This is a genomic window from Novipirellula rosea (assembly GCF_039541335.1).
Classification (GTDB): domain Bacteria; phylum Planctomycetota; class Planctomycetia; order Pirellulales; family Pirellulaceae; genus Novipirellula; species Novipirellula rosea.
This window is the reverse complement of record NZ_BAABGA010000006.1, coordinates 396,711-422,465: the sequence shown is the minus strand read 5'-3', so window position 1 is coordinate 422,465 and position 25,755 is coordinate 396,711. Positions and strand designations below refer to the sequence as shown.

At 54.1% G+C, this 25,755-nt stretch carries 20 protein-coding genes; 10 read left to right on the top strand and 10 right to left on the bottom strand.

Annotated elements, in window-relative coordinates:
- Nucleotides 1-217 precede the first annotated feature (217 nt).
- Complete coding sequence (locus ABD971_RS02170; RefSeq protein WP_345318950.1) at nucleotides 218-1,345, top strand: hypothetical protein; 1,128 nt, start codon at nucleotides 218-220, stop codon at nucleotides 1,343-1,345.
- A 153-nt stretch (nucleotides 1,346-1,498) separates the two neighbouring features.
- Here the strand turns inward: ABD971_RS02170 and ABD971_RS02165 are convergent, their stop codons facing one another.
- The 4 genes from ABD971_RS02165 to ABD971_RS02150 form a co-directional block, all read right to left on the bottom strand.
- Nucleotides 1,499-2,101, bottom strand: coding sequence for an SOUL family heme-binding protein (locus ABD971_RS02165; RefSeq protein WP_339946042.1), 603 nt, complete (start codon nucleotides 2,099-2,101; stop codon nucleotides 1,499-1,501).
- Between the two features lie 119 nt (nucleotides 2,102-2,220).
- Entirely contained in the window at nucleotides 2,221-2,895 is a 675-nt protein-coding gene (locus ABD971_RS02160) for a hypothetical protein (RefSeq protein WP_345318946.1), read from the bottom strand.
- A gap of 351 nt (nucleotides 2,896-3,246) precedes the next feature.
- Entirely contained in the window at nucleotides 3,247-4,755 is a 1,509-nt protein-coding gene (locus tag ABD971_RS02155; protein WP_345318944.1) for a sulfatase, read from the bottom strand.
- A gap of 192 nt (nucleotides 4,756-4,947) precedes the next feature.
- Nucleotides 4,948-6,648, bottom strand: coding sequence for a dockerin type I domain-containing protein (locus ABD971_RS02150; protein WP_345318942.1), 1,701 nt, complete (start codon nucleotides 6,646-6,648; stop codon nucleotides 4,948-4,950).
- A gap of 128 nt (nucleotides 6,649-6,776) precedes the next feature.
- Between ABD971_RS02150 and ABD971_RS02145 the strand changes: the two genes are divergently transcribed.
- Nucleotides 6,777-7,550: a response regulator transcription factor gene (locus ABD971_RS02145; RefSeq protein ID WP_345318940.1), complete on the top strand. Its 774-nt coding sequence runs from the start codon at nucleotides 6,777-6,779 to the stop codon at nucleotides 7,548-7,550.
- A 252-nt stretch (nucleotides 7,551-7,802) separates the two neighbouring features.
- Nucleotides 7,803-8,228: an EF-hand domain-containing protein gene (locus ABD971_RS02140; RefSeq protein WP_345318938.1), complete on the top strand. Its 426-nt coding sequence runs from the start codon at nucleotides 7,803-7,805 to the stop codon at nucleotides 8,226-8,228.
- A gap of 7 nt (nucleotides 8,229-8,235) precedes the next feature.
- Here ABD971_RS02140 and ABD971_RS02135 read toward each other — a convergent pair whose 3' ends face one another.
- A complete protein-coding gene (locus tag ABD971_RS02135; RefSeq protein WP_345318936.1) occupies nucleotides 8,236-9,246 on the bottom strand; it encodes an alcohol dehydrogenase catalytic domain-containing protein in 1,011 nt (336 codons plus the stop codon).
- Between the two features lie 228 nt (nucleotides 9,247-9,474).
- Here ABD971_RS02135 and ABD971_RS02130 point away from each other — a divergent pair, with 228 nt between their 5' ends.
- From ABD971_RS02130 to ABD971_RS02105, 6 genes are all read left to right on the top strand, one after another.
- Nucleotides 9,475-11,004, top strand: coding sequence for a DUF3375 domain-containing protein (locus tag ABD971_RS02130; RefSeq protein WP_345319052.1), 1,530 nt, complete (start codon nucleotides 9,475-9,477; stop codon nucleotides 11,002-11,004).
- Complete coding sequence (locus tag ABD971_RS02125) at nucleotides 11,005-11,691, top strand: DUF4194 domain-containing protein (RefSeq protein ID WP_345318934.1); 687 nt, start codon at nucleotides 11,005-11,007, stop codon at nucleotides 11,689-11,691. It begins immediately after the preceding gene.
- Complete coding sequence (locus ABD971_RS02120; protein WP_345318933.1) at nucleotides 11,684-15,112, top strand: ATP-binding protein; 3,429 nt, start codon at nucleotides 11,684-11,686, stop codon at nucleotides 15,110-15,112. Before ABD971_RS02125 ends, ABD971_RS02120 begins: the two co-directional genes overlap by 8 nt.
- A gap of 6 nt (nucleotides 15,113-15,118) precedes the next feature.
- Complete coding sequence (locus tag ABD971_RS02115) at nucleotides 15,119-16,309, top strand: Wadjet anti-phage system protein JetD domain-containing protein (protein ID WP_345318931.1); 1,191 nt, start codon at nucleotides 15,119-15,121, stop codon at nucleotides 16,307-16,309.
- Between the two features lie 533 nt (nucleotides 16,310-16,842).
- Nucleotides 16,843-17,058 carry a hypothetical protein gene (locus tag ABD971_RS02110; RefSeq protein ID WP_345318929.1) on the top strand — a complete coding sequence of 72 codons (216 nt, stop codon included), beginning with the start codon at nucleotides 16,843-16,845 and terminating at the stop codon, nucleotides 17,056-17,058.
- Nucleotides 17,058-17,492 carry a type II toxin-antitoxin system VapC family toxin gene (locus tag ABD971_RS02105; RefSeq protein WP_345318927.1) on the top strand — a complete coding sequence of 145 codons (435 nt, stop codon included), beginning with the start codon at nucleotides 17,058-17,060 and terminating at the stop codon, nucleotides 17,490-17,492. Before ABD971_RS02110 ends, ABD971_RS02105 begins: the two co-directional genes overlap by 1 nt.
- A gap of 142 nt (nucleotides 17,493-17,634) precedes the next feature.
- Here ABD971_RS02105 and ABD971_RS02100 read toward each other — a convergent pair whose 3' ends face one another.
- Complete coding sequence (locus ABD971_RS02100; RefSeq protein ID WP_345318925.1) at nucleotides 17,635-19,605, bottom strand: glycoside hydrolase family 97 protein; 1,971 nt, start codon at nucleotides 19,603-19,605, stop codon at nucleotides 17,635-17,637.
- A 155-nt stretch (nucleotides 19,606-19,760) separates the two neighbouring features.
- A complete protein-coding gene (locus ABD971_RS02095) occupies nucleotides 19,761-21,302 on the bottom strand; it encodes an arylsulfatase (RefSeq protein WP_345318923.1) in 1,542 nt (513 codons plus the stop codon).
- Nucleotides 21,303-21,479: 177 nt separating this feature from the next.
- Here ABD971_RS02095 and corA point away from each other — a divergent pair, with 177 nt between their 5' ends.
- The gene (corA, locus tag ABD971_RS02090) at nucleotides 21,480-22,499 is read left to right on the top strand and encodes a magnesium/cobalt transporter CorA (protein ID WP_339942356.1); all 1,020 of its coding nucleotides are present in this window, start codon (nucleotides 21,480-21,482) and stop codon (nucleotides 22,497-22,499) included.
- 25 nt (nucleotides 22,500-22,524) lie between these two features.
- Here the strand turns inward: corA and ABD971_RS02085 are convergent, their stop codons facing one another.
- The 3 genes from ABD971_RS02085 to ABD971_RS02075 all read right to left on the bottom strand — a co-directional run bounded on the left by ABD971_RS02085 (nucleotide 22,525) and on the right by ABD971_RS02075 (nucleotide 25,687).
- On the bottom strand, nucleotides 22,525-23,655 hold the full coding sequence (locus ABD971_RS02085; RefSeq protein WP_345318921.1) for a DnaA/Hda family protein: 1,131 nt from the start codon (nucleotides 23,653-23,655) through the stop codon (nucleotides 22,525-22,527).
- Nucleotides 23,656-23,801: 146 nt separating this feature from the next.
- Nucleotides 23,802-24,989 (bottom strand): cysteine desulfurase family protein, encoded by a 1,188-nt coding sequence (locus ABD971_RS02080; RefSeq protein WP_345318919.1) that lies wholly within the window; start codon nucleotides 24,987-24,989, stop codon nucleotides 23,802-23,804.
- The gene (locus ABD971_RS02075) at nucleotides 24,986-25,687 is read right to left on the bottom strand and encodes a hypothetical protein (protein ID WP_345318917.1); all 702 of its coding nucleotides are present in this window, start codon (nucleotides 25,685-25,687) and stop codon (nucleotides 24,986-24,988) included. The genes ABD971_RS02080 and ABD971_RS02075 overlap by 4 nt, the downstream gene beginning before the upstream one ends.
- Nucleotides 25,688-25,755: the final 68 nt, after the last annotated feature.

The window sequence follows — 25,755 nt, the reverse complement described above, 5'->3', positions numbered from 1 at the left end:
AATCGCCGAGTTTGGGTCTGGCACTACCGTCGCCAGTCCACAGCAGTATCGTCCCGTCTTCGAAAATAGTTACCGCGAAGAAGTATCTAACATCACGGTGCCGTACACCGATCCTTCCACAGGTAAAACGTCAACTCGAACGGAAACCATTACGCGGAGGGTTCCTGTCCAGCAAACAAGGATGGTCCCCGATCAGAACAGCGCCTACGGAACAAGAATGGCCCCCGATCACGACGCGCAGATCATGCAGATCGTGGGGGAACTCAGAGGGACGCCGATCACCGATGCGAACCGAGACGCGGTGGAGTCAAAGTTAACCGATTTACGCGAGCGTCTCGAAGCTGAATTCCAACGGATGCATCAGCGACAAGCGAGGGAAATCGAAACGACCGAACAACGCCTCGATAACTTGAAGGAAATTCATAAGCAGCGTGGTGACAATCAAGCTCAAATCGTCCAGCGGCGGATAGACCAACTGCTTGGTCGAAGCGACCCATTGGATTGGAACTTTAACCCTCCCGCTGTCGCGAGGTCGGCACTCAAGACCGCAAACTCCTCATCGGCCCCCGCGTCTGACTCGTCTCTTCAGGTCCACCAGCAAGAATTGCCGGTAGCAGGACCATCAACAGTCGAATCCGACACGAACGAATCCAATAAGAACTCTAATCAATTTGGCCCTTCCTTAGACCGTACTCGCGGCAACGCCCCCGACAACGGTTTTAGTTTACCCTCCTTCCACCCGCGAGACGAAAGGAACCAACAACCGCAGTCTGCTGCCCGCGACAAATCTCCAGAAAGCCAAGAACAATCTCCACTCAGCAATCTCAACGAAATTTTCGCGATTATCGCCAATGCGGGTGAAGCAGCACTCGCAGAGCAGTCGACGAAAGTCAATCTCAACACCGTCTCGTTGTTACATGACGAAGGTGCCGTTCCTGAGAACGAATTGAGAAAGGCCACCCTCGAACATGAAACGGCCAAGAAACGCGCCGAGGTGCTGAAACTGCAACTCCGATCGATACAGCAGACATTGACGCGTGAGCTCGAAGTGGCTGAGCAGCAGTTGGCAGACGTAATCGAAAACGAACAATCACGCTCCTCTCCTCCATCGGAATCAGAGGCACTCGCAGCGAAGCGAGAAAATCGAAAAGCACGGTCGGCCGTTGATGCAGCGAGGAAAACGTTGACGCTATTCGGTGAAGCCTTGCAACTCGTTCTCTTCAACGATGATACACCAGAACCGGCCATCATCGCCAAGCCACCTCAGGCACAACCGTCTATCTCGAGTATCGATGCGAGCGAATCGGCTGACAGCATCGAGGTGCCTGAATCAAGCGACCAGTAAGATATTCGCCACCACCATTTACGTTAGTAGCGATGCCTCGTCACGGTTCGTACCCGCATTCGTTCACGAATGCATCGACGCTCTGTTCGCAGAAAGTCGAGACAGATGCGAGCTTGGGTGCCGCTGCTGCCAGAGTCACGTTGGTCCCAACGGCTAACGCGGAGATGCCTCTTTACTTTTCAAACGAATCAGCACTTCGTTTCGTCGCAGCGGTCCAGGAGTGAAGGGCGGATCGTAGCCTGCGGTTTCAAACGCGTCCTCCGCGACCAATCCTTTCTGCTCGATCCATTCCCTTAACTTCGCTTCGGCCTCGCTTGCGGTCTTGGTATTCATGATGCCTGAGAACCGGATCACCGCAAAACGGCCACCTTTGCGTTCGCGGATTTTGACGTCCTTGGATACCGGCTCAGGAGCCCCTTCGGAAGCGACCTGCTTGGGAATCACAAACCCCATTTGACCTTTGGTTTCCTCCTCGCCCGCTTCCATAAAAACCGGCGTGGTCATCTCAATTTTTTGCTTGGCTTCGTTTCCGCCGCTGATGTAGCCAAACAGCCGCATGAAGCTGCCGTCACGACCCCGAGACTCGAACCCCATCTCGGTCGCTGCCAATTTCAGATCGGGATAATCGCGGATCTCAAATTCTTCGTCCGTTTCGACCACCGTATATTCGGCAGACTCGTAACCGGCGAACGCCTTCAAATTCCAAGCGAAGATGCCTGCTACGACGACCAAAAGGATCAGGGTGATGTGACTCATTTTTCTTCTCGTCATCGAACAAATCCCGGTGCCAGGGTTGAGGGAGGGGGAAGGAAGGATTGACCACCAGAACTGTAGATTGACGGCAAGACATGCAAATCGGCCGTGCCGACATTCCCCTATTTGACTTGACGCCACACCTTGATGTCATCCAGTTCGACGCCGTCACCCTGGCAGCGAAAGACCAGCGTCGGTTTCTTGACGCCAAACGTGGGATGATTTGCTTTAAGCGTTGCGTCGCCATCGATCGTCGCGGTCACATACGTTTCCCAAGTCGTCAATCGCAGCGTGTACCAACGGCCTTTTTCGAACGACATCGACTCGTTTGCAAGCACTTCGTTGGGATCCTGTTTGGGATTCTTCTTGTCGACGTGCTTCATTATTTTCCACGCACTCGGGGTGACAATCACCGAAAAGAGATGCCCCTTTTTGTCCAGTTCGCCAGGTGCCGGATCGAATCCAAGATGAAATCCTTTCGCATCATCGAGCAATCGGAAACGCAACTGGTAAACCGCGTTGTTGGTTTCGACGGGGAACCGGGCTGCCGCCGCGTGTTTATCCGCAGCCACTTCGCTGACTTTGAGCACACCATCCTTGACCGCCCAGGTTCCCGTATTGATGTGCCATTTACTATCAAGCGAGTCGGAATCAAACGATTGATCGACGACCAGCTCGCTATTGGCGGGTGCTCCAGTGCTAGAAGTCCCATTGTTAGAAGCGATATCTTCGGCAATCAGAACGCTGAACGAAATCAGCGAGACACAACACGCAGTCAGTAGGATTCGATAATTCATGACAGTCCAAGTGATAGAGAGACCAGTAATGCAGAAGGGAGCCAACGATGGGTTATTTTAGTTGCGTGTCCAGACCGATGCAGATCAACTCGCGGATCGTGTGAGCGAAAATGTGGTCTTTGGCGAACGACAAACGTGGGTTGATCGTCGCGGAAGTCGTTGACGACTTGTTGATTTAATCGAAATGCAAATCGCAACAGTGAGCCGTGGGCCGTAAGGCACCGGGTAGCGCGCGGGACCCGGCCGCTGACGCGTCGCGGCTCAGTAAATCAACAAGCCGTCAAGACTTTCGTTGTACTTGCCGAACGATCCGAAACTCTTGACGAGTTCCGCTACGGGGGAACAATGCAACTACTTTTTTCGGTCGAGATACGTTCTCAGGATTCGATTGAGTGACTCTTTCCGATCGGCATGCTGCTTGTCATCGGCAAGATTATGCCACTCGTGGGGATCGTTGCGGTGATCGTACAGTTCCTCTGAACCATCGGCGTAACGAATCAGTCGCCAGTGATCGCTGCGAATGGACACGTTGCCAGGATCGAACATCGTCACCACGGCGCGTTCGGTGCGTTGCGCAGGATCGTGTAACAGCGGTACAAGCGATTGGCCATCGAGTCCGTCCGGCGGCGTGACGCCACACAGCTGAGTCAATGTTGGGTACAGATCGATCAGTCCGACGGGTTGATCACACCGTGATCCGGCAGCAGCGAAACGGTCCGATCGTTTCTTGGGTGGCACGATGATCATGGGCACTCGAGTGGATCGTTCCCAACCGGTCCATTTTCCCCAGTGTTGTTTCTCGCCCAGATGCCAGCCATGATCGGACCACAACACGATCACGGTATTGTCGGCACAAGGAGCGGTATCCAAGGCGTCCAGCAAGCGACCGATCTCGTGATCGACATAGGTGATACACGCCAAATACGCTTCGACCGCCGCCAGCCACTGATCGTGTTTCAGCACCGTCCCGTGGCTGCCTGCGGTGATCGGCTTGATCGCCCACTGACGCGCGACGTCACTTAGATCGTCAAGGTCATCGTCGATCACATCGGGCAACTGAGCGGGCTCGTTTTGAAAGCGATCGAAGAACCGTTTCGGTGCCCACAGCGGAATGTGCGGACGGTAATAGCCCACGCCGAGAAAGAAGGGTTGGTCGCCACGTTGCTGCAATTCCGCCATTGCCCAATCGGTGATTTGAGTGTCACCAAATTCCGAATCTGGAACATCGAACGGGCCCCAGTCGAATGACTCGCCATCGCTTTTCTCGGGTGCTCGATCCGAAGGCATCCGGTTCAGCGGCAACAGGATCGATCGACCGCGAGCGTCACGGACGACGTGGCGAGGATCGTTGGTTGCTTTGCTGGGTAATTCTTTCGCGGTGTACTCGACCGATTTTTTCGTCAGTGGACTCCAGCGCTGTTCGACCTGAAAGTATTCGTCAAATGCTTTGCTGCCACCCGAATGCAACAGCTTGCCCGTCCCCTGTGTGTGATAGCCTGCATTGGCAAATGCCATCGGCAGGATAGGTGCGTTGAGCTTCGCTGGATTCAGTCGCTTGCTGTCGTTGGACCAGACGGTGGTGACATCTGGCATCTGTCCACTGAAGATCGCAGCACGCGATGGATTGCAGGCTGGCGCGGCGCAGTGCGCGTTGGTGAACAAGACGCCTCTTGCCGCTAATCGATCGATGTTCGGCGTCACAGCTTGTGGGTGTCCTTTTAGGCAACCGACCCAGTCATTCAGATCATCGACGGCAATAAACAGCACGTTGGGACGATCCGCGGAATCGGACGCGGCGGTCGCGATCAACGGTAGGACAATGAGTGCTATCGTTACTAAAAATTGGCGGCCAAAACTCATGCGTCCATGATCCTGCTTGAAGCGTTACGAAGCGGATAGATTCGGCAAATTGCCGATGTCCTGCGGCAATAGGATACATCGAATCGAGATCCAGCGCATCCGCAACCCCGATTCGACTCCGATCATTCTGTTGAGTGACTCATCTTGACCTACTTATCGCCTGCGTGATTGAAGGCGACAAATACATTTACCTCAAATCATCGTTGCTAAAGGACCTCTCTCTAACACGAATATTGGTTGCTGACTTACGGAGAGACGTTTCAGCTTGGGTGACACCAATTCGATGGTCGCGTCTGGCAACGGTTGAACAATTGGCTCTGACTTTAGATCCGTCAATTTACTGGGAATCGCCAATAATCCTCGCGTGATAGGTGCAGTCATCGAATCGAGTGATGGCTCCATTTCTTGGCTCATCGGTTTCACCTCCGCTACCTTGGTCAACCTGTTCCTGTAAAGGTAGTTGATCACGTCGAGTGCGTCCGAACCGTTCACCTTTCCATCGTTATTCTCATCATACAAAAAGCGACTCGAGACACGTGAATTCGGCAGAATCCCGTTATTGCTAACCGATGACTGATACATCTCATTAATTATCAACAAGCCATCGAGGGCGGTGGTGATCCCGTCGTTATTAATGTCCGTTGGATTCGCAAAGTTGTGCCATGGTTGATAGGCCAACGTCGCCGGGTTGGTGTGTGCGGAAGTCAAGTACCAAGGCGTTTGCAAAACACCACTGGCACTTGTGACGAGTTCAGTGAACTGTTTCGTAGCGACATCGTAACGTCGAATGGAACCGGCATCGGTACCGCCCGTGATTGGAACGAGAAGCTTTCCATCGGGGCCGAATAGAAGCGACACGGCAAAATTATCGGCCAACGGGATAAAGTCTTTTTGAATTTTCTCTGCTACATCCAAAACGACGATGCCATTTCCCGATCGCCCGAGTCGGAAGCTAACTGCGTACAGCAGACCGTCGGGGCCAAAAGTAATCCCTTCTGGGTTGTGCAAGCTTGCGATTTCACCAACTGGATGATCGCCATCGCCGTTGTTCGCTGCGATGACTTCATAAGTACCTGTCGTGGTATCGGTGAACCGGAGGATGTAACCGGACGCATCTTCGGACAAGAACATCGCTTCCTCGGCACTGTAAACCGACGCGTACAGATGTCCATCGGGTCCAAAGGCGAGACCGCGTACGTTGAACGGAACAGGGAAACCATTGGGTGCAAGCGTTCCAATAAATTGGCCGTTAGTGACGTTGTATTTGGCGATTCCGGGTTGTGAGCCACCTAAGTAATCGGCCACGTACAGGACATCGTCTTTGATGGCGATCCCACGCGGAGCAAAGGGAGCATCGGGGTTTTCACGAGCAATAAGCGAGGAAAGCGAAGTTCCTGTCTTGCCGCTGAATTGCAAAACTTCTCCGTTAAAAACAGTGTCTACATTTTGGTTAACCGCCAACAAATTGCCCTTGCTAAAAAGCATCCCGCGAGGCCCCACGATGGTTCCCGGTGAGACAAAGATGCCGACGAACGCCCCCGTGTTGATATCGAATTGCTTAACCGTATCATCATTCGGGTTCGAGAAATCGCCTTGATCACCAATGTACAAGTAGTCGCTTGTGAGTGGCGGAACGGGAACGCTTTGATTCGCTTCGAAAGTTCCTTGATAGGCCGCTGTTTCGGCGTCAGATTTGTCGACTGAATCCGACGCGGCGTCGCCGCTGAACCAATCGGTCGCTGGAGTCGCCGAAAGCAGGCATCGGCTTTCGAGTCGCTCCAAGAAAAGGTGCCTTCGGGTTGATTGCGCACCGCGATCTCGGCGGATTCGTTTGCTCGCCAAACCGCTACTCCAATCAGTAGATTTGGTTACGTAATGCAAGTTCTTCTTCATGATGGTTGCTCCAACTTGAAACCATTTGAATGCTATGGATTGACAATACCTCTTTCTTAACTCTACGCTTGAGAATGGCACAAAAAGTATCCCGGTTTACCGGGAGATTGATGCCTAGGGAGTCCGTCATGCATCCTGAAATGCGACCAGGTCACGATGAAGTTGATCTATTGCAGTTGGTTGTGTCCTTTGCCGATATGACTTGGGACGCGTCAGTCCGTCGCCAACTATTGCTCGAAAAACTCGGCGAGCTGCTTTCTGCTTCAGCAGGTCTTTGGGCTTGGGGCAAGGGACGACCGGATACCGATTGGCCGACAACGATTGCTTCGCTGCAATTCGGTTTGAACCGATCACAGTTAGCGTTGTTCCAACAATTCAGTCTGTCGGATAAATCACGGCAAGAGTTCCAAAGACCGTTGATGACACATTTCAATCAACACGACGGCATTCTGTGTGCCGTGCGGAGTGACCTCGTTGACGAGGCTCACTGGAATGCAGCGAATTGGATTTACAACACGGTTCATAGCATCGGCATGAACTCGTGGTTGCACTCGGTGCGTTACGACTGCAAAGATACGTGGTCCTCGGTCGTACTCTTTCGCGACATCGGCGTATCTGAGTTTGGTGATCGCGAGAAATCTGTCATGCGTCGAGCATTGGCTGGTATCCAATGGTTGTGGGCACCGCGGGTGACTGCCGAAACGGTGACACCATCGGGACATCTTACCGGGCGACAACGGACCGTGATGTGGATGCTGCTGAGCGGATTGCCTCGCAAACAAATCGCCCAGCAGTTGAGCATCACCGAGGATACCGTTGACAATCATGTCAAAGCGATCTTCTCGTATTTCCAGGTCGAATCATCGATGGAACTTGCTGCATTATTCTTACGCTCGCAGTAGGGGTAAGGAACTCTGGAGTGATTCCGCCTCCTAAATTCAGCAGATTTTTGGCACCTGAATGTGACCGAGCACGCATGGGTTTACAGAACATCTTGTCCATCGCCGCTTCTCTCGGAATCACGAACTATGCATCGCCTGCTCCCGCAATTCGCAATATTTGCTCTGATCGCTTGCTCCAACCTCGCCACGGCGCAACCTCCAGGGCGTGGTGGCCCGCCGGGATTTGGGGGTCCCGGTGGGTCACCGATCGAGATGATCAGTCAAATATTCGATCAGGCCGATGCAAACCGTGATGGCTGCTTGAGCAAGCAAGAGTTGTATCTGGCAATGCAATCCCAACAGGCCAACAATCAGCGAGGTCGCGGTGGACCCCCGCTACAAAACGATGCTTTCGGTGGCCCTGCCGGTGGCGAAATGAATCGTCAACATCCTGCGGGGGAACACAGCGGTCCGCCACCACGTCCGGGTCAGGTGCTTCCCGATTTCATCGTCGAATCGCTTCACTTGACCGATCGACAAACTCGCCAGCTGACGGCATTGCAGTCCGACGTCAACAAGCGACTGGCGGGAATTCTGACGGACGAACAAGAGCAGCAGCTGCAAACTCCACCGCCTCGTGGCCCCGGCGACCGCGAAGATCAGCCCGAAGAGCGGCGACGCCCCCAGCGTCCCGAGTAATCGTCAGCTACGAAACCACTAAGACGTTGGCACCCTTGATTTGTCCGCGTCGCAGATTGCGGAGCGCCTCGTTGGCCTGCTCGAGTGGATAAAGCGTGACCTCGGGCAGCAGCGGAATTTCGGCTGCCAATGGCAAGAACTCCGCGATATCGCGGTGCGTCAAATTTGCGACCGATTTGATTTCACGTTCCATCCACAGATGTTCGTGATAGCTCAATTTCAACAGTTCGTTTTTGTCCACGTCTTCTTTGCGAATCGCGTTGATCACCAATCGCCCCCCGGGACGAAGCTTCTTCATCGATTCCACGACCGGTTTCCAAGCAGGCGTCGTGTCGATGATTGCTTGCAGCGGCTGAGGCGGTACCGAGTCGATGTCGCCGGCCCAATCGGCGGACAAGTCGCAGGCGAACTGCTGGACCGACTCGTCACGCGTGAAAACATAAACGGGTGAGTTCGGAAACAAGTGTTTTGCGGTGGGTAGCACCAGGTGTCCTGAACCTCCAAACCCCATCAAACCCAGCGGCTCACCATCACGAAGTCCCGTTAAACGCAGTGCGCGGTACCCGATGGCACCGGCACACATCAGCGGTGCCGCTTGGGTATCGCTAAGGTTGTCGGGGATCGCCACCGCATAATCTTCCGGTACGGTCATGAACTGGGCGTAGCCACCGTTGACGTCACAACCGGTTGCCGCGAACTGGGGCGATAGATTCTCGTCCGCCGTGCCACTGGAGTGATGAATCCATCCGACACCGACGCGGTCGCCAATGGCAAAGCGGGTGACGCGCGCACCGCGCTCGACGACGTGGCCCACGACTTCGTGGCCTAGCACCACCGGCAACCGAGGCGGTGTCAGCCGGCCTTCGATTTCGTCAAGCTCGGTGTGACAAACGCCACATGCCGCGACCTGAATCAAGAGTTCATTTTCGGCCGGCTCGGGCGTTACCATCTCAACGCATTGCAAGGGATCGGGTCGCTCGCTGAGCGGAGCCGTCTGCGACAATACCATCGCTTTCATTTGATCTTCCGTACCGATTTGTCACACACAAAGACTTTCCAACACCAGGTGCAAACACGATACCATTGGTTCCTGGTAGCGAACTTGTCAACAATTTCGGAAAGCTCGGCACTTTGGTCGAGCGAAGAGAATCGCCGAAAGTCGTGGCGAATTTCGCTACTTTGATCCTTCCAATTTTCGTTCCCAATATCACCAAACGTGTCAAATGTTTGGACTAGAATCTTGGTCATGGATAGAGAAGCGGTACGATCATTTTTGGAATCCTCGCCCACCATTCGCTTGTTAAAGGCGGATCAGGGTGCGTATGTGCTATTCTTTCTTTACCAAACTTTCAAAGACTCTGGTTCTGGGACCGCGATTTCGTTACCGCAAGATGAACTCACCCATCGCGTGGAAATTTATCAAGAGCAACTAAGCCACGAGGAACATACGGTTCTGAGCGGGTCTGCGGACCGTTATTTGCGAGAATGGTCCGATGCGGGATGGTTGCGACGTTTCTTATCACCAGAGTCTTCGGACCGGCATTACCAACTGACTCGCCACGCCGAGGACGCGATCCGGTTCATCGACACAGCGCTGTCACGCGATAATCGTTTGGTCGGAACCGAAGGTCGACTGCGGTTGGTGATCGACACGCTTTCGGATATTGCCCGCGGAGCGTCTGCGGACCCCGACCGCCGGCTGGCTGAATTGAGCGACGAGCGTGAGCGAATCGATGCCGAAATCGACGCCATTCGGAGTGGCGTGGCCGTCCAGACCTATCATCCCGCGCAAATCCGAGAGCGGTTCCATACTGCGGTGGATTTACTCAAAACGCTGCAAGGTGACTTTCGCGCCGTCGAAGACCGCTTCGAAGAAATTGCACGAAAAGTACAGCGTGATGCCATTGATGATGGACGGACGCGAGGTCAGATTCTAGCCGAAGCACTCGATGCCGAGGATCTTGTTAACGAACAAGACGAGGGAGTCAGCTTCAACGCGTTTGTCGCTTTTCTGCTTTCGCCTCAGGCGCAATCGCAGCTACGAAAAACAATCGGCGAGGTCACTCGTTTGGAGGAGATCGCGTCCGAGCGAGACTCGATCGAGCACATGCGACGGATGGTCCCTTCGCTGTTGGCCGAAGCCGACAACGTGCTACGTCAAACGGGTCGTTTGTCGCAAACGCTTCGTCGGTTGCTCGACCGGCAATCCTCAGGACACCGCAAACGAACGGCCGAAGTCCTCGGCGAAATTCGCACGTTAGCTGCAAAGATGAAACAGGAGACCCAACAAACGGGGCAACCGGTACCGTCAAACATTGGCTTGCAAATCGAAACGACGATCGAGGTAACATCACCTTTGGCTCGTCCGTTTTGGACGCCTCCGCAAGTGTTCGACGTCGTCCCTGAAACGCATGTGGTTGACGTCGCATCGATCGAGCGCCAAGCTCGAAAATTAGCTTCACTGAAACGACTCGAGTGGGACCGCATGCGTGATGCCATCGCAGCGGCAACTCAACACCAGTCATCGATCCGATTGTCGCAACTGCTCCGTGTGCGTCCTCCGAAAGCCGGCGTGATTGAACTGGTTGGTTGGTTACAGATTGCTCACGACGATGGTCACCGGATTGAGCGAGATTCTGAAGAAATCATTGACGTGCAAACGACGGACGAGGCCACGGGCGAACTGCAACACATTCGCGTCAAAATGCCCTTGGTGACATTTCACCGCACCGAAGAAAAGAAAAACGAGACTTTGCGAAAGATCAGGCCACGATAAATGAGCCAAGAATCAAGCGGCGACATCGTTTCGCCAGACAATTTTCCGCCCCCCGTTCCTTGGGCCCCTGCGGCCGTGCGATTGCTGCAGGGAATCGTCTATCACGATGATGCCGGCGACGCGTGGGAGCGAGTTTTGGCGGGCCTGACACCGCTGAGCGATTACTTCGCCCGTATTGGTTTGATGTTGGTGGTGAATGAAGAGGACGGCTTTGCTTACCTACGACAAATCGATAGTGCGGTGTTGCCGCCCGATTATCCGCCGCTTCCAAAGTTGTTTCGTAGCATTCGCATGACGTTCGAAGCATCGCTGTTGTGCGTTCTGCTGCGGGATGAACTCCGTCGCTTCGAAGAGGAAATCCACCGCGACGGACGTTGCGTCGTCACGCAAGCTTCGTTGTTAGAACTGTGGCAAACGCTGATTCCCGGCGATCAAGACGCGGTACGATCCAACCGTGCATTAGGCAGCAATCTGCGCAAGTTGGAAGAGTTAAAATTTGTACGTCAATTCGAAAAAAGCCCCGCCAGCTGGGAAGTGCGGCGAATCCTGAAAGCCCGCCTGCCGCTCGCCGAACTTGAGCGTCTTCGTGCCGATTTGGAAGCGGAGCTGAAACGTCGAGCTGGAACCAGCGACGAGGCGACGGTGCACGTGGCAACCAACGGCACCGCGGAGCAATGCGATGACTGAACCGATAACGCGAGAAACCCCACTTTTCCTACCCCAGGATAATGACGAGGTGTCCGGCTCGGATCCCCAGCCTGGTTTTCGGCTATCGACCTTTGAAGTCTTCAATTGGGGCACATTCGACGGAAAAGTGCATTCATTTGCACCTCATGGTGCGACGTCGTTGTTGGTGGGCGAGAACGGTGCTGGGAAATCAACCCTCGTCGATGCGATGTTGACGTTGTTGGTGCGACCCGGCGTCCGTAACTACAACGTCGCTGCGGGAGCGACCAAAAAAGAACGCGATGAACGCACCTACATTCGCGGCGCATATGACCGAACCGCAGGTCGCGACGAAAAACCACAAATCCAGTACCTTCGCGATGGCAACCACTACTACACCGCCCTGTTGGCGACGTTCGCCAGCGGATCGGATGGCAGCGGATCGGATGGCAGTGGATCGCCGGCAAAACAATTCACTGTTTGCCAAGTCATGTATTTGACGTCGGCAGGCGAGAAAAAGATCGTCTACGGGTTTGACAAACAACCACGCACGATCGCTGGGGATCTTGGCGGTTTGAGTTCGGGAAGCGAAATCAAATCAATGATGTCCGACCGTGGTTTTCAAGTCACCGAAAACTACAAGCAATACCTGTCATGGATGCAGCGTCAGGCTAAATTCCGTCCCAAGGCGATGGATATCTTCAACCAAACCGTGGCGGTCAAAGATGTCCAGCGTTTGGATCAATTCATTCGCGACCACATGCTTGAAAAGAAGCCTTGGAATGACAAGGTTTCCAGCTTGTTGAATCATTTTGCCGAACTAAGCGAAACGCATCGTGCACTGGTTCAGGTGCGACAACAGTACGACTTGTTGCAACCGCTTATGAAGTTGGGCCAGCAGTACCGAAAGGCAAACGAGCGGCTGATCCAAGCACACGAGCAATATGCGGCGATGGGATTATTCTTCGACGAGGCAACGGAGCAATTGCTGCGTCCGGTGTGCCAGCAGTGGGACGTTCGAATCCGACATTTGGACGAGCAGATCGAGGTGCTCGATGAATCGTTGAAAAACAAACGTGGCGACGCAGCCGGTTTGCAGCATGAGATCGCACACAGCGGGGGAGCACGACTGCAACGGTTGCCCGATTTGATTGCCAACCAGGAACAACTCGCCAATTCCAAGCGAGAAAAACGGCTGGCCATCGAAGCCAAACTTAAACAAGCCGACATCCGTGTTGTCTTGGCCAGCGCCGAACAACTCGAAAAGGCGCTCGTTGAACTTTCCCATCGTCGCCAACATCTTACGGAAACTCGCAAAACGGCACTCACTCACTTACAAACCAAAAACTATGAGCTGGGTGTGAAGCAGCGGGAAATTGCCGACGAACGAACCGAATTGGAGTCGCTGCGTCGTCGAAAGGGAAATCTTGACGACGCGTTCATCGAAGTGCGTGACGTGTTATGTGACGCACTTAGGCTATCGCCATCGGATTTGCCGTTTGTCGCAGAATTGATGGCCGTCGATCCAAAACATTCCCGTTGGGAAGGGTCGATCGAACAGGTACTACACGCGTTCGCACGCACATTGTTGGTACCAGACGATCTCTATGCACGTGTTTCCGGCTACGTCGATAGCGAACGTTTGACCGACTCTCGCGGTCGTGGTCGACGGTTGACGTACAACCGCGTGGGTCCGCAGCACGACACACCGCGTTCGGGAATTACTGATTTGTGTTTACCGGAAATGCTGGTCTATCGCGATGATCACCCGCTAGCCACTTATGTTCGTGGCCAGATTCAGAGTCGCTTTGACCACTTGGCGTGCGAAACGCTCGAAGCCTTTCAAATGCCAGGACGGCGAGCGATGACGATTCATCGGCACGTCAAGCAAAACACACGACAACATGCCAAGGACGATCGCAGCGATGTGCATGACCGCCGGCATTTTGCGCTTGGTTGGGACAACAAAGCAAAACGCGAGGCAATCGAAGCTTCGATCCACGAGCATGCCGAAGCGATCCGGCAATACGAGACTGCCATCACATCGCTGCAGCATTCTTCGGACCATGCGGCAACGACGCTGTCTGTTCTAGACGAAGTTGCTGCCGTCACTCACTTTGATGATATCGACGATCATCGACACGACTTTGAAGCGTCGCAGCTTCGACTCGAAAAACAAAAACTGGAAGCTTCCAATGATCGTGTCATCCAACTGAAAACCAAGTTGGCGGAAATCAACGCCGAGGTCGAAGGCTTGGACGCCGAACGGGATCGGTTGTTCGATGAACGTTCACAAACGAAGAAACAATTCAACGATGGCGAACATCTATTGAAGTCGGTTGACGAGAAAATCGCGACTGCAAAACGCGATGGTCGTTGGGAAGCCGCTAAAGCTCAATTTGCTGCGATCAAAGATGGACTTGGGGATCGTGTATTGACCATTGAAAACATGGGTCGTTTGCCCACCGAAGCCGCCTACGAAATGTCAACTCAGGTTGCCGAGCTCGAACAATCGATCGAACCGATTCGCGACCAGATGACCAAGGCAATGAGTCGATTCTTGACGAAGTTTCCTGTTTTTGAATCCGAGCTCGATCCAACGCCATCGGCGCTGTCGAGTTTCGAGCAGCTCCATGTGCGAATCAGCAAAGACGACTTGCCACGACACGAACGGAGATTCAAACAAAGGTTAAAGGAGAAGGTGTTGCAAGAGATTGGCCTTTTGCACGGCAGTTTGGAAGACGAACGCGAAGAGATTCGCAGCAAGATCGAGCTTCTCAACGAAGCCCTCCGGCAATTGGATTGGAAACCAGGAACGTTCATGCGATTGGAGCCTACCGACACCACGGACGCTGAGATTCGTGATTTTCGCCGAGAGTTGGCGGGTTGTTTGGAAGGGACGTTTGACGGTACGGCCGAGGCCAACGAGGCCACGTTCAAGCGAATCGAGAAGCTGGTCGATCGATTGCGTGACGATGCTAATCTTCGCTGGCGAGAAAAGGTCATTGATGTCCGCAATTGGTTCAATTTTGCCGCTCGCGAATACGATCGAGTGTCCGCTGCTGCGGGAAGCTACTACGACGGTGGCGCCGGCCAATCGGGCGGCGAAAAAGGAAAGCTGGCATTCCTGGTCCTGGTGGCGGCGATCGCCTATCAATACGACCTGCAGCCCGATGAACCCAACAGCGATCGGTTCCATTTTGTCATGGTCGATGAAATGTTCTCGCGAAGCGATGACGCGAGGGCGAAATACGCCATGGATCTGTTCGCACGTTTTCGTTTGCAACAGGTCATCGTGGCGCCTCTAGACGCAAAAGCTCGGATCACCGAAAGTTACGTCGGCATGTACGGGCATATTATCAAAGACCCCGACACCAATCGCAGCGAATTGATCAGCTTAACGGCACAACAGTATCGAAAAATTCAGGACGAAGAAGGTTAATCGTCCATGATCGCTCCGGAAACAATTACCCAAAAAGCGAGGCGTTTGTTCGCTAAAGCAGTGGATGCGTGGATCGCAGGAGAACTCGAATCGTTTTTTCCTTACCGCATGCCTGCCGACCTGAAGGTGCCGGCAAATCATGCCGACGCGATTCGGCAAGTCGAAATGCTGCGGCAATCAGCAAAACAGACCCGTGGATTTGGATATCGCGTTGTTTGGCAATCACGTCGTAGTCGCACCCATGGATTAAACGATTTCCCAACCGCAATCGAAATTGAGTCGATGGAAGACCTAGCTCGTTTAACCGATCGCATGGGGGATTGGCAACGACTGCAAGTTGCTGTGAATAAATTACGTGATCGGCAACCCACGCTTGAGCGTTGGCTAGCCCGCCGCTCGAATTGGAAAACACTATTGGATCTTTCCAACTCGCTCGATGGATTACTCGATGTGATTGATTACTTCCAAAACAACCCTCGCCCGGATTGTTTTGCTCGCGAATTGCCGCTGGCGGTATCGACCAAGCTGATTGAAAGTAACCGACGACGGTTGGCGGCGTGGCTAGACATCGTGTTGCCGCCATCGGCGATCGATCCGCGGTACGGTTACGACGAGTTTGAACCACGTTACGGATTGCGCTATGCTCGACCTCATTTCTTAGTGCGAGTGCTCGACCAGCAACTGCAAACCGACTTGGGGTTGCCGTTTGAAGAGGTCTCGCTGCCGTCGGAATCACTTGCAACATTGCAAGTGAATCATGCCCGCGTGATCATCGTCGAAAATAAAGTCAACTTACTTACGTTGCCAAAGCTGACAGGAACGATTGCCCTTGGAGGGTTGGGCAACGCAGTCACGCAATTGTGCGATGTGAATTGGCTGCAGAAATCCGACGTCCACTACTGGGGTGATCTTGACGCCGATGGTTTTGCGATCCTGGATCGGTTGCGGCAACGATTGCCGAAAGTACAAAGCTTGTTGATGACGGCGGAAGTATTCGAATCGCTTTCGGAGATCGTCACTGCGGGCAATGGCGTTTCGGCGAGAGAGCTTCATCATTTGACGGTGGCCGAGGCCGACTTGTACCAGCGACTTTGCCAGTCGAACCAGAGGCTAGAACAGGAGCACATTCCCCAAACGGTAGTCCAAAAAGCGTTCGATCATTGGGGCGTCAGCGAACGAATCCAAACCAAACGTTAGCACAGGAATGCCAGCAACATATCGACGCTGCGTCAGATGGCGATGGCAAGAACCACAAAAAACGACAATAGCATTCATGCAGTGCGAACACATGCGAGATTTGGTCAACTGACATTTTAGGCACTGTTCGGAAATAACTTCGTCATTCGAGTTTTGTGACAAATCACGCGGGTGAAGTGTTTTCTATGTAGTGGACGAGGCTACGAGTCCCGTCGTGCCACTAAGACGCTAGGACTCGTAGCCTCGTCCGCTACCTCCCAAGCTGACAGTCGAGCTACGCCCATTCCAGCAAAGCTCTAGCGGAACGGCCTAAAGGCCACCGGAGGGTTCGTGTCATTCGGGAAACATTTTAAAATGACGAATTTATTTCCGAACGTTTGCTTACTAGCGAATCGGTCGATGTTTTCTTTTTTCAGCCGTGTTAAAATGATTAAATCGGAGGTCGAGCGTACGATGCAGCCGTTATGATCGTTTGACGTTAGCCAAATTAAAGAAGTCGACCATTACTGGACACGCATACGTGGAGACGAACTGTGATCAAACAAGATCCGATTCCGCTGGAAGAACGAGTTGCCCAGCTTGAACTAGAAGTAAGCCGTTTGAAGTCGCAGCTGTCTTCAAGCAAGGACGATCTTGGCTGGCTGGCTGCTTTCGACGGGATCCTAGAAGATGACTCTTTGACAGATGAAGCTGAGCGATTGGGACGTCAGTGGCGCAAGTCACAACAAGACGGACCGAATGAGCCGTAATGTTTATTTTAGACACAGATCATCTGTCGATTATCGAGCGCCACACGGGTGATGAATACGATCGCGTCGTCGAGCGGATCAAGCAGAATAACCCAAGCCATGTCTTCGTGAGCGTGGTCAGCATGCATGAGCAATTCTTGGGCTGGCACAACGCGATCGCGCAGCGCAAAAGTGAACTGGATAGAGTCGAACCCTATCGACGCCTCGCAGTTTTATTCTCTGGCTACTACAAAAGCTCAATTCTCCATTACACCGAAGCAGCTGCCCGCGAATTTGATCGATTGCGAGGCGAACGCGTCCGGATCAACACAATGGACTTGCGTATTGCCGCGATCGCCATCGTGAATCAAATGACACTCGTGTCGCGTAACGGTGTCGATTTTGAACGCGTCCCGAACCTGAAGATCGAAGATTGGACGACGAAACAAATATGAGTGGCAGACGATTGACTTATTACCGCCTGGAACATTAATCGTCCGACATTCGTTCGATTGAATCGGTTAAACGTCTGATGAGACGCACTCGTGATTCACGACGACGACGAACAAAGCATGTAGGCGATTCTTATAGGGACAGTTAATTCGATTGCTTGATCAGCTGCACGACGAGGCCGCCGCCTTTGGCAAGCGGGACTTTGACTTTCTGAGAACGATCGACCGAACTGCGATCGACTTGAAATGGCACTGCGGTGGTCCATTGTTTTCGTTTGGCCTTGATGTTGACACCGACGCGGGAGAGTTCAACCGGCTCTGCGTCTAAGTCGTCGCTGACGATCACGGCTTCGTACGTACCGGCGGGCAGAAACCCAAAATCGAGTTCATAGTCGCGAGCTCCGGCACCATTCAAAACACCGACAAACCAATCGTCACCGCTGCGACGGGCTATCGCCGCAACGTCACCAATCCGGCTGTGGGGAAGCACGATCGTTTCATCCCAGACCGTGGGAATGGACTGCATCACGGGAAAAGCCTGCTTCAAAACCGGAGCCTTCATCATCGCATCAGGATGTTCCGCATAGACTTGCAGCGGAGACGTAAAGGCGACCAACGTGGCTAGCTGATGCGCCCACGTCGTCGGCCCTGGACTGGTATACAGAATCGGCGTGTAATCCCCATGTCCCACGACGAAGCGGGTAAACGGCAACGCGGCGTTATGGGACGCAGGTAAGGGACCTTCCTTGTGCTTATTGACCTCGATTCCCCGGATGCCTTCGCGCGTCAGTTCGTTGGGATAGGTGCGTTCTTCGCCCGTGGACGCATGACAGCCATGAAAATTGATTAACAGCTTCCGCTGGGCCGCATTCCGCAGGACTGCTAATTCGAAATCGATCTTCTCTTTTGCCTCGCTGTCCATAAAGTCGATCTTCAATCCGACCGCCCCCACGGCGGTCACCCGATCAAAGTAGTCTCGCAGCTGCTGATAGTCATTCGACGGATCATGAATGTCGTGCGAATGCACCCACAACCATACGCCGATGCCCTGGTTTCGACCATGATCGCACAACGAGCGAACCGTATCCCAGGGCGCGTCCCAGTCCTTCCATCCGTCGTCGACCATCGAATACTCAAAGCCCATTTCGGCGGCCAGATCGATGAATGTTCGCTGCGTCTCGGGCGTATCCAGCCCCAATGTCTCCCAACTCCAAACACTGCGTCCAGGTTGGATGTAACCGGTGTCCGCGAAGAGCTCGGGATCGGGAGCCGGATTCAAATTTGTGATCAAGTCGCTGTTCACCAACTCGTTCAAATCATCAGCCAGCATGGTGACACGCCAGGGAGAAACAATCGTGCCGTGGACATCAAAGCCCGCATCGCCTTCGGTAAAGTTCGCCACCACAGTGCGATTGCCGACCGCTTTTAAACGCATGCCACTATAGTTGTAGAGCGCCGCCTTGGTGACGGCGGCATACCCGAGATCGCCCGGTAACTGAAACACCAACGGCGTGCCTTGGATCGGGCCGACGTTTGCCGGCGTTGCGGTTTCAAGATGGTTGATGTCAGTAGACATCCATTCGCCGGCGTACGATTTCAGTTTCCACCCCTTTGCCAGACGCTCGAAGTACCAGACCTTGGCCCCGTCCATCATCTTCCAGCTGGAAGTTTCCCCATCGACATGCTGAGCCGTTTTGCTGGGCCGCGTTTCCGCTGGCACGACATAGCGGTAGGCGACACCGTCATCGTAAACCCGGAACTCGAGCGAGTATTTGCGACCACTCGCATTGTGGTGTACCGGGAATTTGGAAACCGTGTAATGGTTCCGTGCCTGCGTGTGATTGCCGCGAGTCACGTACGTCTCGTCGACCACGCTCGTGTCGGGATCACCAAGCATCACTCCGTTTCCGAGATCCACTCCGTCCACCGTGATGCCCAGCACCGACGGCTCGACGACCTGTTGGTTTTTGAATTGCACGCGATATCGCAGGTCACCGCTTTGAGTCACGAAAACAGAAGCCGCAACCTTCCCATCGGGGCTGGTCATGTTCTCGTCGGCATGACAATCAACCAGAGCAAAACAAGCCACGATCAGAGGAAGGGCGAATCGTTTCATATCAAGCAGGATCTAGCGTGAGTGATCGATCGTGTGAGCCGTGGGACGCCGGATAGCGTGCAGCAACGGACGAAAGTCATTACGACTTCCGCTACGAAGGGACGTGGACGGACGAAAGTCTTGACGACTTCCGCTACGGGGAGATGCCAGTTTCGTTAGCGGGCGAGGTCGGGGCGTTGTGAGTTAATTTGTTGTTTCAGGATCGCTTTTAACTGCTCAACCTTTTCTGGATATTGGGCGGCAAGATCATTGCGTTCTTCGTTGTCCTGCAGAATGTTGTAAAGCTGAAACAGCCCCTTCTTCCTGTCAGCTTCCACCAATTTCATGCCGTCGCCGGCGATCAGGGCACTACTGCCCATTTGGGTAAAGTTGTTGTTGACGATGACATAATCATGCGTCTGATCCTGTGGCTGACCTAACAGTGTCGGCAGGTAGGAAATGCCGTCTTTCCCGGCCGGTTTCTCAACGGCCACCAGATCGGCCAAAGTCGCCAGGAAGTCGTAGTGCGCGGTGAGCAGATCGGTCTCGCTTCCCGCTGCGATCTTTTCCGGCCAACGCACAATCATCGGGCACTGCATGCCGCCTTGGTATCCGCTGCGTTTCAGTCCGGCGCGTCCCCCGGCACCATCAAAAATGTCGCCATGTTCGGACGTTCGCCATTTTTTGTCGGTCAAATTGGCTGGCTCCCCGTTAGGCAACTGTTGTTTTTTGTAGGCAGGCTTGGGACCGTAATAAAGTTCGTGGCCGTTGTCCGAGGTAAATACGACGACGGTGTTTTCATCGAGCCCCAAACGTTTCAGTTCGGTCATGATCAACCCGACATGATCGTCGAGCATCTTGACCATCGATGCGTACTTCTTTTCCGCAAGCGACATCGTCGGATGATCGGCAAAGTCGGGATGCAATTCGGGGATCGCGACCGGGCCGTGCGGAAGTTGGGTGGGATGATACAAGAAGAAACGTTCCTCTTGATGGTCTCGCAGATACTTCAAGATGCCTTTGATGAATACATTTTGCGAATAGGTTTCTCCGCCATAACCGACCGGCTCATCCCCCTGTTCACTTGTTTTGCCACAATCGGCTAGCGTGTTTCCAGGCAATTCAAATCGTTCGCCATTTCGCCACAGATACGGCGGATAAAAACCATGGCATCGCTGGTGGTCATAGTAGCCTTCGTAGAAATCCCAGCCAAAGCGTTTCACCTGTTCGTGCCAAGTCAGAAAACCACGGTCGAGTTTACCGAACTGGGCAGTTTTGTAGCCGGCCTGCTGGGCGATTTGTGCCAGGAAGACCTCGTCCTCTGCGATCGGATGTGCATTGGATTTCAGTGCTGCCAATCGCTTCTGATATTCTTCTTCGGTGATTTTCCCAGCGTCTCGTAGGATCGGAAGCCCCGGGCGAGTTTGTGCCCAACCGCCGATGCGACCGTCGTGCATCCCCGATAGCAGCGTCCAACGCGCGGGGGCGCAATAGACACCGCCGTAATAGTTGTTGAACTTCATTCCTTCGGCCGCCAATCGATCGATGTTCGGCGTTTTAACAACCTGCTGGCCATAGCAGCCGAGCATGCCGGGTCCAAGATCATCGGCAAAAATCAGGATCACGTTCGGTGAATCGGTCGACGCCGCTGGCGAGTCACTCGAAAGGATCAGCACAGAAAGCAGGACGGTCGCGACGAGGCAGATTAGTCGGTTCATCAGATCAGCGGGGTTGGTAGAGAAAAGGGCCCCAAACGATTTGCAAGGATCGATTGGGAACTATATTGCAGAAAACAAAGTGTAATCATGCGATGACCTTGGTTTTCGCAGGATTTCATTGTCATCATGGTAGTTGATTAGACTCCCATTGTAAGCGGATCGCACAGGAACGTCGTTTTGAGCCCCGAGAGCACTCGCCCCGAATCATCCCCACCGCAGCGGTGCGTGATCAACTCGGCTGCCTATCACAATGGGGTGCGAGTGGCCGACGTGCCGATCCCCGACCTGGGCGATGCCTGGACCCATTCGAACCGCTTCATCTGGGTCGGACTGTACGAGCCGAACGAACAGGTGTTGTCGCATATCCAAAAGGCATTTGGACTGCACGACCTCGCGATCGAAGATGCCCATGCTGCCCATCAACGTCCAAAGCTCGAAGTCTATGACGATTCAATGTTTGTGGTCATGCGAACGGCACGCTTATGTGAACGGGGCGACCACCGGATCGAATTTGGTGAAACGCATGTGTTTCTCGGCCCACGTTACATCATCACCGTGCGACATGGTTCGTTGACATCCCACGTGGGGTTACGAGCTCGCTGCGAATCGACGCCGAATTTATTGGCCAAGGGCGAAGGTTTTGTGTTGCACGCGTTGATGGACTTTATTGTCGACCAATATTTCCCCGTCGTCGATGCACTCGAAGCCGAGCTCGAAGAACTTGAAGACCATATTTTCAGCGGACAATTTGTCCGCAGTGTGACATCTCGGATCTACCATCTCCGGCGCGATCTGCTGGCGCTAAAACAAGCGGTCACTCCGCTCAGTGATGTGTCGGCGCACTTAACACGGATGGAATCCGATCTGATCCCTGCAGACACGCGGCCCTACTTTCAAGATGTTCACGACCACGTCAGCCGCATTGCCGAGTTGATTGATAATCTGCAACAACTTTCGCACACCGCGCTGGAAAGCAACCTCGCGTTGATCTCCGTCGCTCAGAACGATGACATGAAACGGTTGGCGGGTTGGGCAGCGATCCTTGCGGTTCCCACCATGATCGCAGGATTGTATGGGATGAATTTTAAACACATGCCTGAAACCGAATGGACATGGGGTTATCCGTTCATCTTGTCTCTGATGATCTTGTCCTGCGTTTTGTTGTATCGATGGTTCCGCCGGCTCGGTTGGTTCTAAACCTCGAACCGCATTCAATCTTGAATTAGCAGCCGAGTTTGTCGGCAAGCTCTTCGGAAGCCAGTCGTAATTCCGCGTCGTCGTGCAGAAGCGATTCAGTTTTGCGGATCGCGTGCAAGACGGTCGAATGGTCACGACCGCCAAAGTGTTCGCCGATGTGAGTCACACTTTTAGAAGTCACCCGGCGTGCCAGCAACATCGCCAGCGATCGCGCACGAACGATGTGTTGTTTGCGCGAACTGCTACGCAAATCTTTCGCCTTCAAACGAAAGTAGCGTGCAACGGTGTTGGTGATTTTGTTGAGCGGGATTTCCTCGTCGGGTGCCGCAGACTGGATTGCCGACGCAATCGCTTCGCAACACGGCGGCGATTGGTTCATCCGGCACCACAGATCAACTTGGCGAATCGCGGCGGACAGCGCACGCACGGGCAGCGATTGCTCGAGCCCGTCGTCCAACATTTGAATCAGCGGAGCGTCAAGTTCGAGTCCCAACTGCAGTGCCAACTCGGTCAACAACATCGTTCGCGTCCGACCCACCGGACAACTGACCGCGATCGTCAAACCGGGCAACGATCGACTGACGAGTGCCGGTCGCAATCCACGCACCTCAGTGGGCAGCCGACGACACGTTAACACCGTGGGTTGTTGCAATTCACTACGTGCTTCGATCCGCTGTGCCAATTCTTCCTGAGCGGCTGGCTTGCTGGTGATCAAATGCAGGTCATCGATGATCAAAACCGGAACGTCATCGATTTCTTGTCGCAAATGTTGCAAGTCATCCGCAGCGACCGCTTCGGCAAACCGTCGTGCAAATTCGATCGCCGGCATGTGCTGCACACCGCTGGCGTCGATGTACCCCAGTTTGTTTGCGTGACGCACCGACATATGAAGCGCCAGCGAGGTTTTGCCTGACCCGCTTGGACCGACCAGCAAGACCGGGTTGCCCAGCTCGAACACCGATGTTTCTTGCCGAGCGACAAAGGCGGCTAAACGATTCTCGGGGCCCGCAATGAAATAGGGCAGCAGGATCGGGCTGACGGTGGACTCACGACGACGTACCTTTAGCGGCGGACGTTCCAGCGGAAATGCGAATACTTCGCTCTCCACCGGAGGACGCTTGAGGTTAGGCTCGGCTGTCAGCGTTACAGATGACAAAACAGCAATGTCGTGATCCCACGTCGCCGCATCGTAGGAAGGTTCATAAACGGGACACCTACAAGTTCTGCGTGCGGCGACGCAGAACATCCTTCAAACCAGCGGGATTATACCGAATCAAAGCGGGATAACGAGGGGGAAAATACTTAGTTTTCCACAGCCCGTTTTTGCGTTAAACGCTTGTAGCAATTAGAGATACGTTCGATTGCCGAATCGATTTTTTTCTCCGTGGAAAACTTTGACACCCCAAACCGCAGTGCCGATTGCACCTGTTCTGCGGGTAATCCCATCGCTAACAACACGTGGCTGGGGGGGCTGCTGCCGCTGCTGCACGCCGATCCGCTGCTGCAAGCGACGCCGGCAAAGTCCAATGCCATCAACATCGATTGCCGATCCGCTCCTAAAAACGACAGACAAGTCGTGTTGGGAAGCCGCGGAGCCCGAGCAGCTTCGTCTTCCTCCGACCAACCCCCATGCACGACCAAATGGGGATGAGCCGATCGCAACCCCTGTTCCAGGCGATCTCGCAGCGAACCGAGTAGAGGCTGTATTTCCGGCAATTCGCTCGTCGCCAATTGCAGTGCGGTTGCCATCCCACAAATCAGCGGCACCGGCTCGGTCCCCGGACGGCTTTCGAGTTGTTGTTCACCGCCGTGCAGCAGCGGTCGCAGCTTGACGCCACCGTCGAGCCACAGACCGCCGATCCCAGTGGGACCATGAAATTTGTGAGCCGACATGGTGACCGCCGACGCACCGAGTGTGCGAAACGAGATCGGCAGCTTTCCGATCGACTGGGTCGCATCGACATGGAATGTCACACCAAGATCGCGGCATATCTGGGCCGCTTGCTCGATCGGCTGGATCACCCCGGTTTCATTGTTGGCGGACATCAACGACACCAACCCGGCGGGTCGATCGCCGGTTTGAATCAAATCGGCGAGCGAGTCGATTTCGGCAACCCCGGTACTATCGACATCCAACCAGCGGATTTCGCGTCCCTGGGCGGCCAAATGTTCGGCGACCGCAATCACGCTGGGGTGCTCGATCCGGCTCAGTACGATGGGGGCGTCGGGTTCGGCAAGTCCGGTGAGGGCGAGATTGTTCGATTCGGTGCCACCGCTGGTAAAAATCAGCCTGGGGCCGCCAGGTTGATCCAAGGGCGAATCGATCGCGGAACCGATCACATCAATCGCCTCGTCGATCCGCAGCCTCGCCGCACGACCGACCGCATGTTGGCTCGATGCGTTGCAGGGGCCGCTACGGAGTACGTCCAACATCACGTCGACGACGCGAGGATCAATCTCGGTGGTGGCATTGTTATCGAGATAGATCACTTGGCACCTAATTCGCTAGGGCTTGGTTTAGCTGGCTGGCTGGCTTCGGGCGCACCCGCGGCGTTGGGCCGCGACAATACCTTCAATTCCTCTGCGTCAGGAAAATCCTTCAATGCCTCCTCCAGTAATCCGGTCGCCAATTCGTCGCGTTTGGCCGATCGCATGTCGAGGATCAAGTCTCGGTAATGAGTCACAAGCATTTGATCGATTTTCGCGCCCAGCTCGGCCGCGGTTTGCTGTCGCTGGGCCAATTCAAACAAGGGGGGCATCAGTAAATAGAGTTCACGATTGGCGAGCCGCTGGATCACTGGCCAAAATACTTTGGCGTGGCCGGGGTGATCGATGCTCCATTGCCGCCAATATTCGTTACCTTGGTGCTCGAGCGACAGCTGATCGACCAAAAGTTGACCATCCATGGGGGTGGCCCCGGTAAAGCCACGTGCGATGCGGACGAGGTCCCAACGGCCAGTAGGGGTCGACGGATCGACGACCAGTTTTTTCTGACGCAGGTAGATTGCGGTTTTGGGTGTCGAGGCAGTGCGGCGGATCGGCGTGATCTGCAGATGAACGAGCGGGATTTCATAGAACTGAAAGTCTCGCATGACAAAGGTGTCTGGCGAAATTTCGCGGCCGCTGACAAATCCCTGAGTCCGAACGAATAGCAAGACGAACAAGGATACGAAAATCGTCCCGATCACGATGACCCATCGCTTCAGAGAACCCCGCTGTTTTCGGAGCGTTCGCGGTTCGGAGCCGCGAGCGGAAC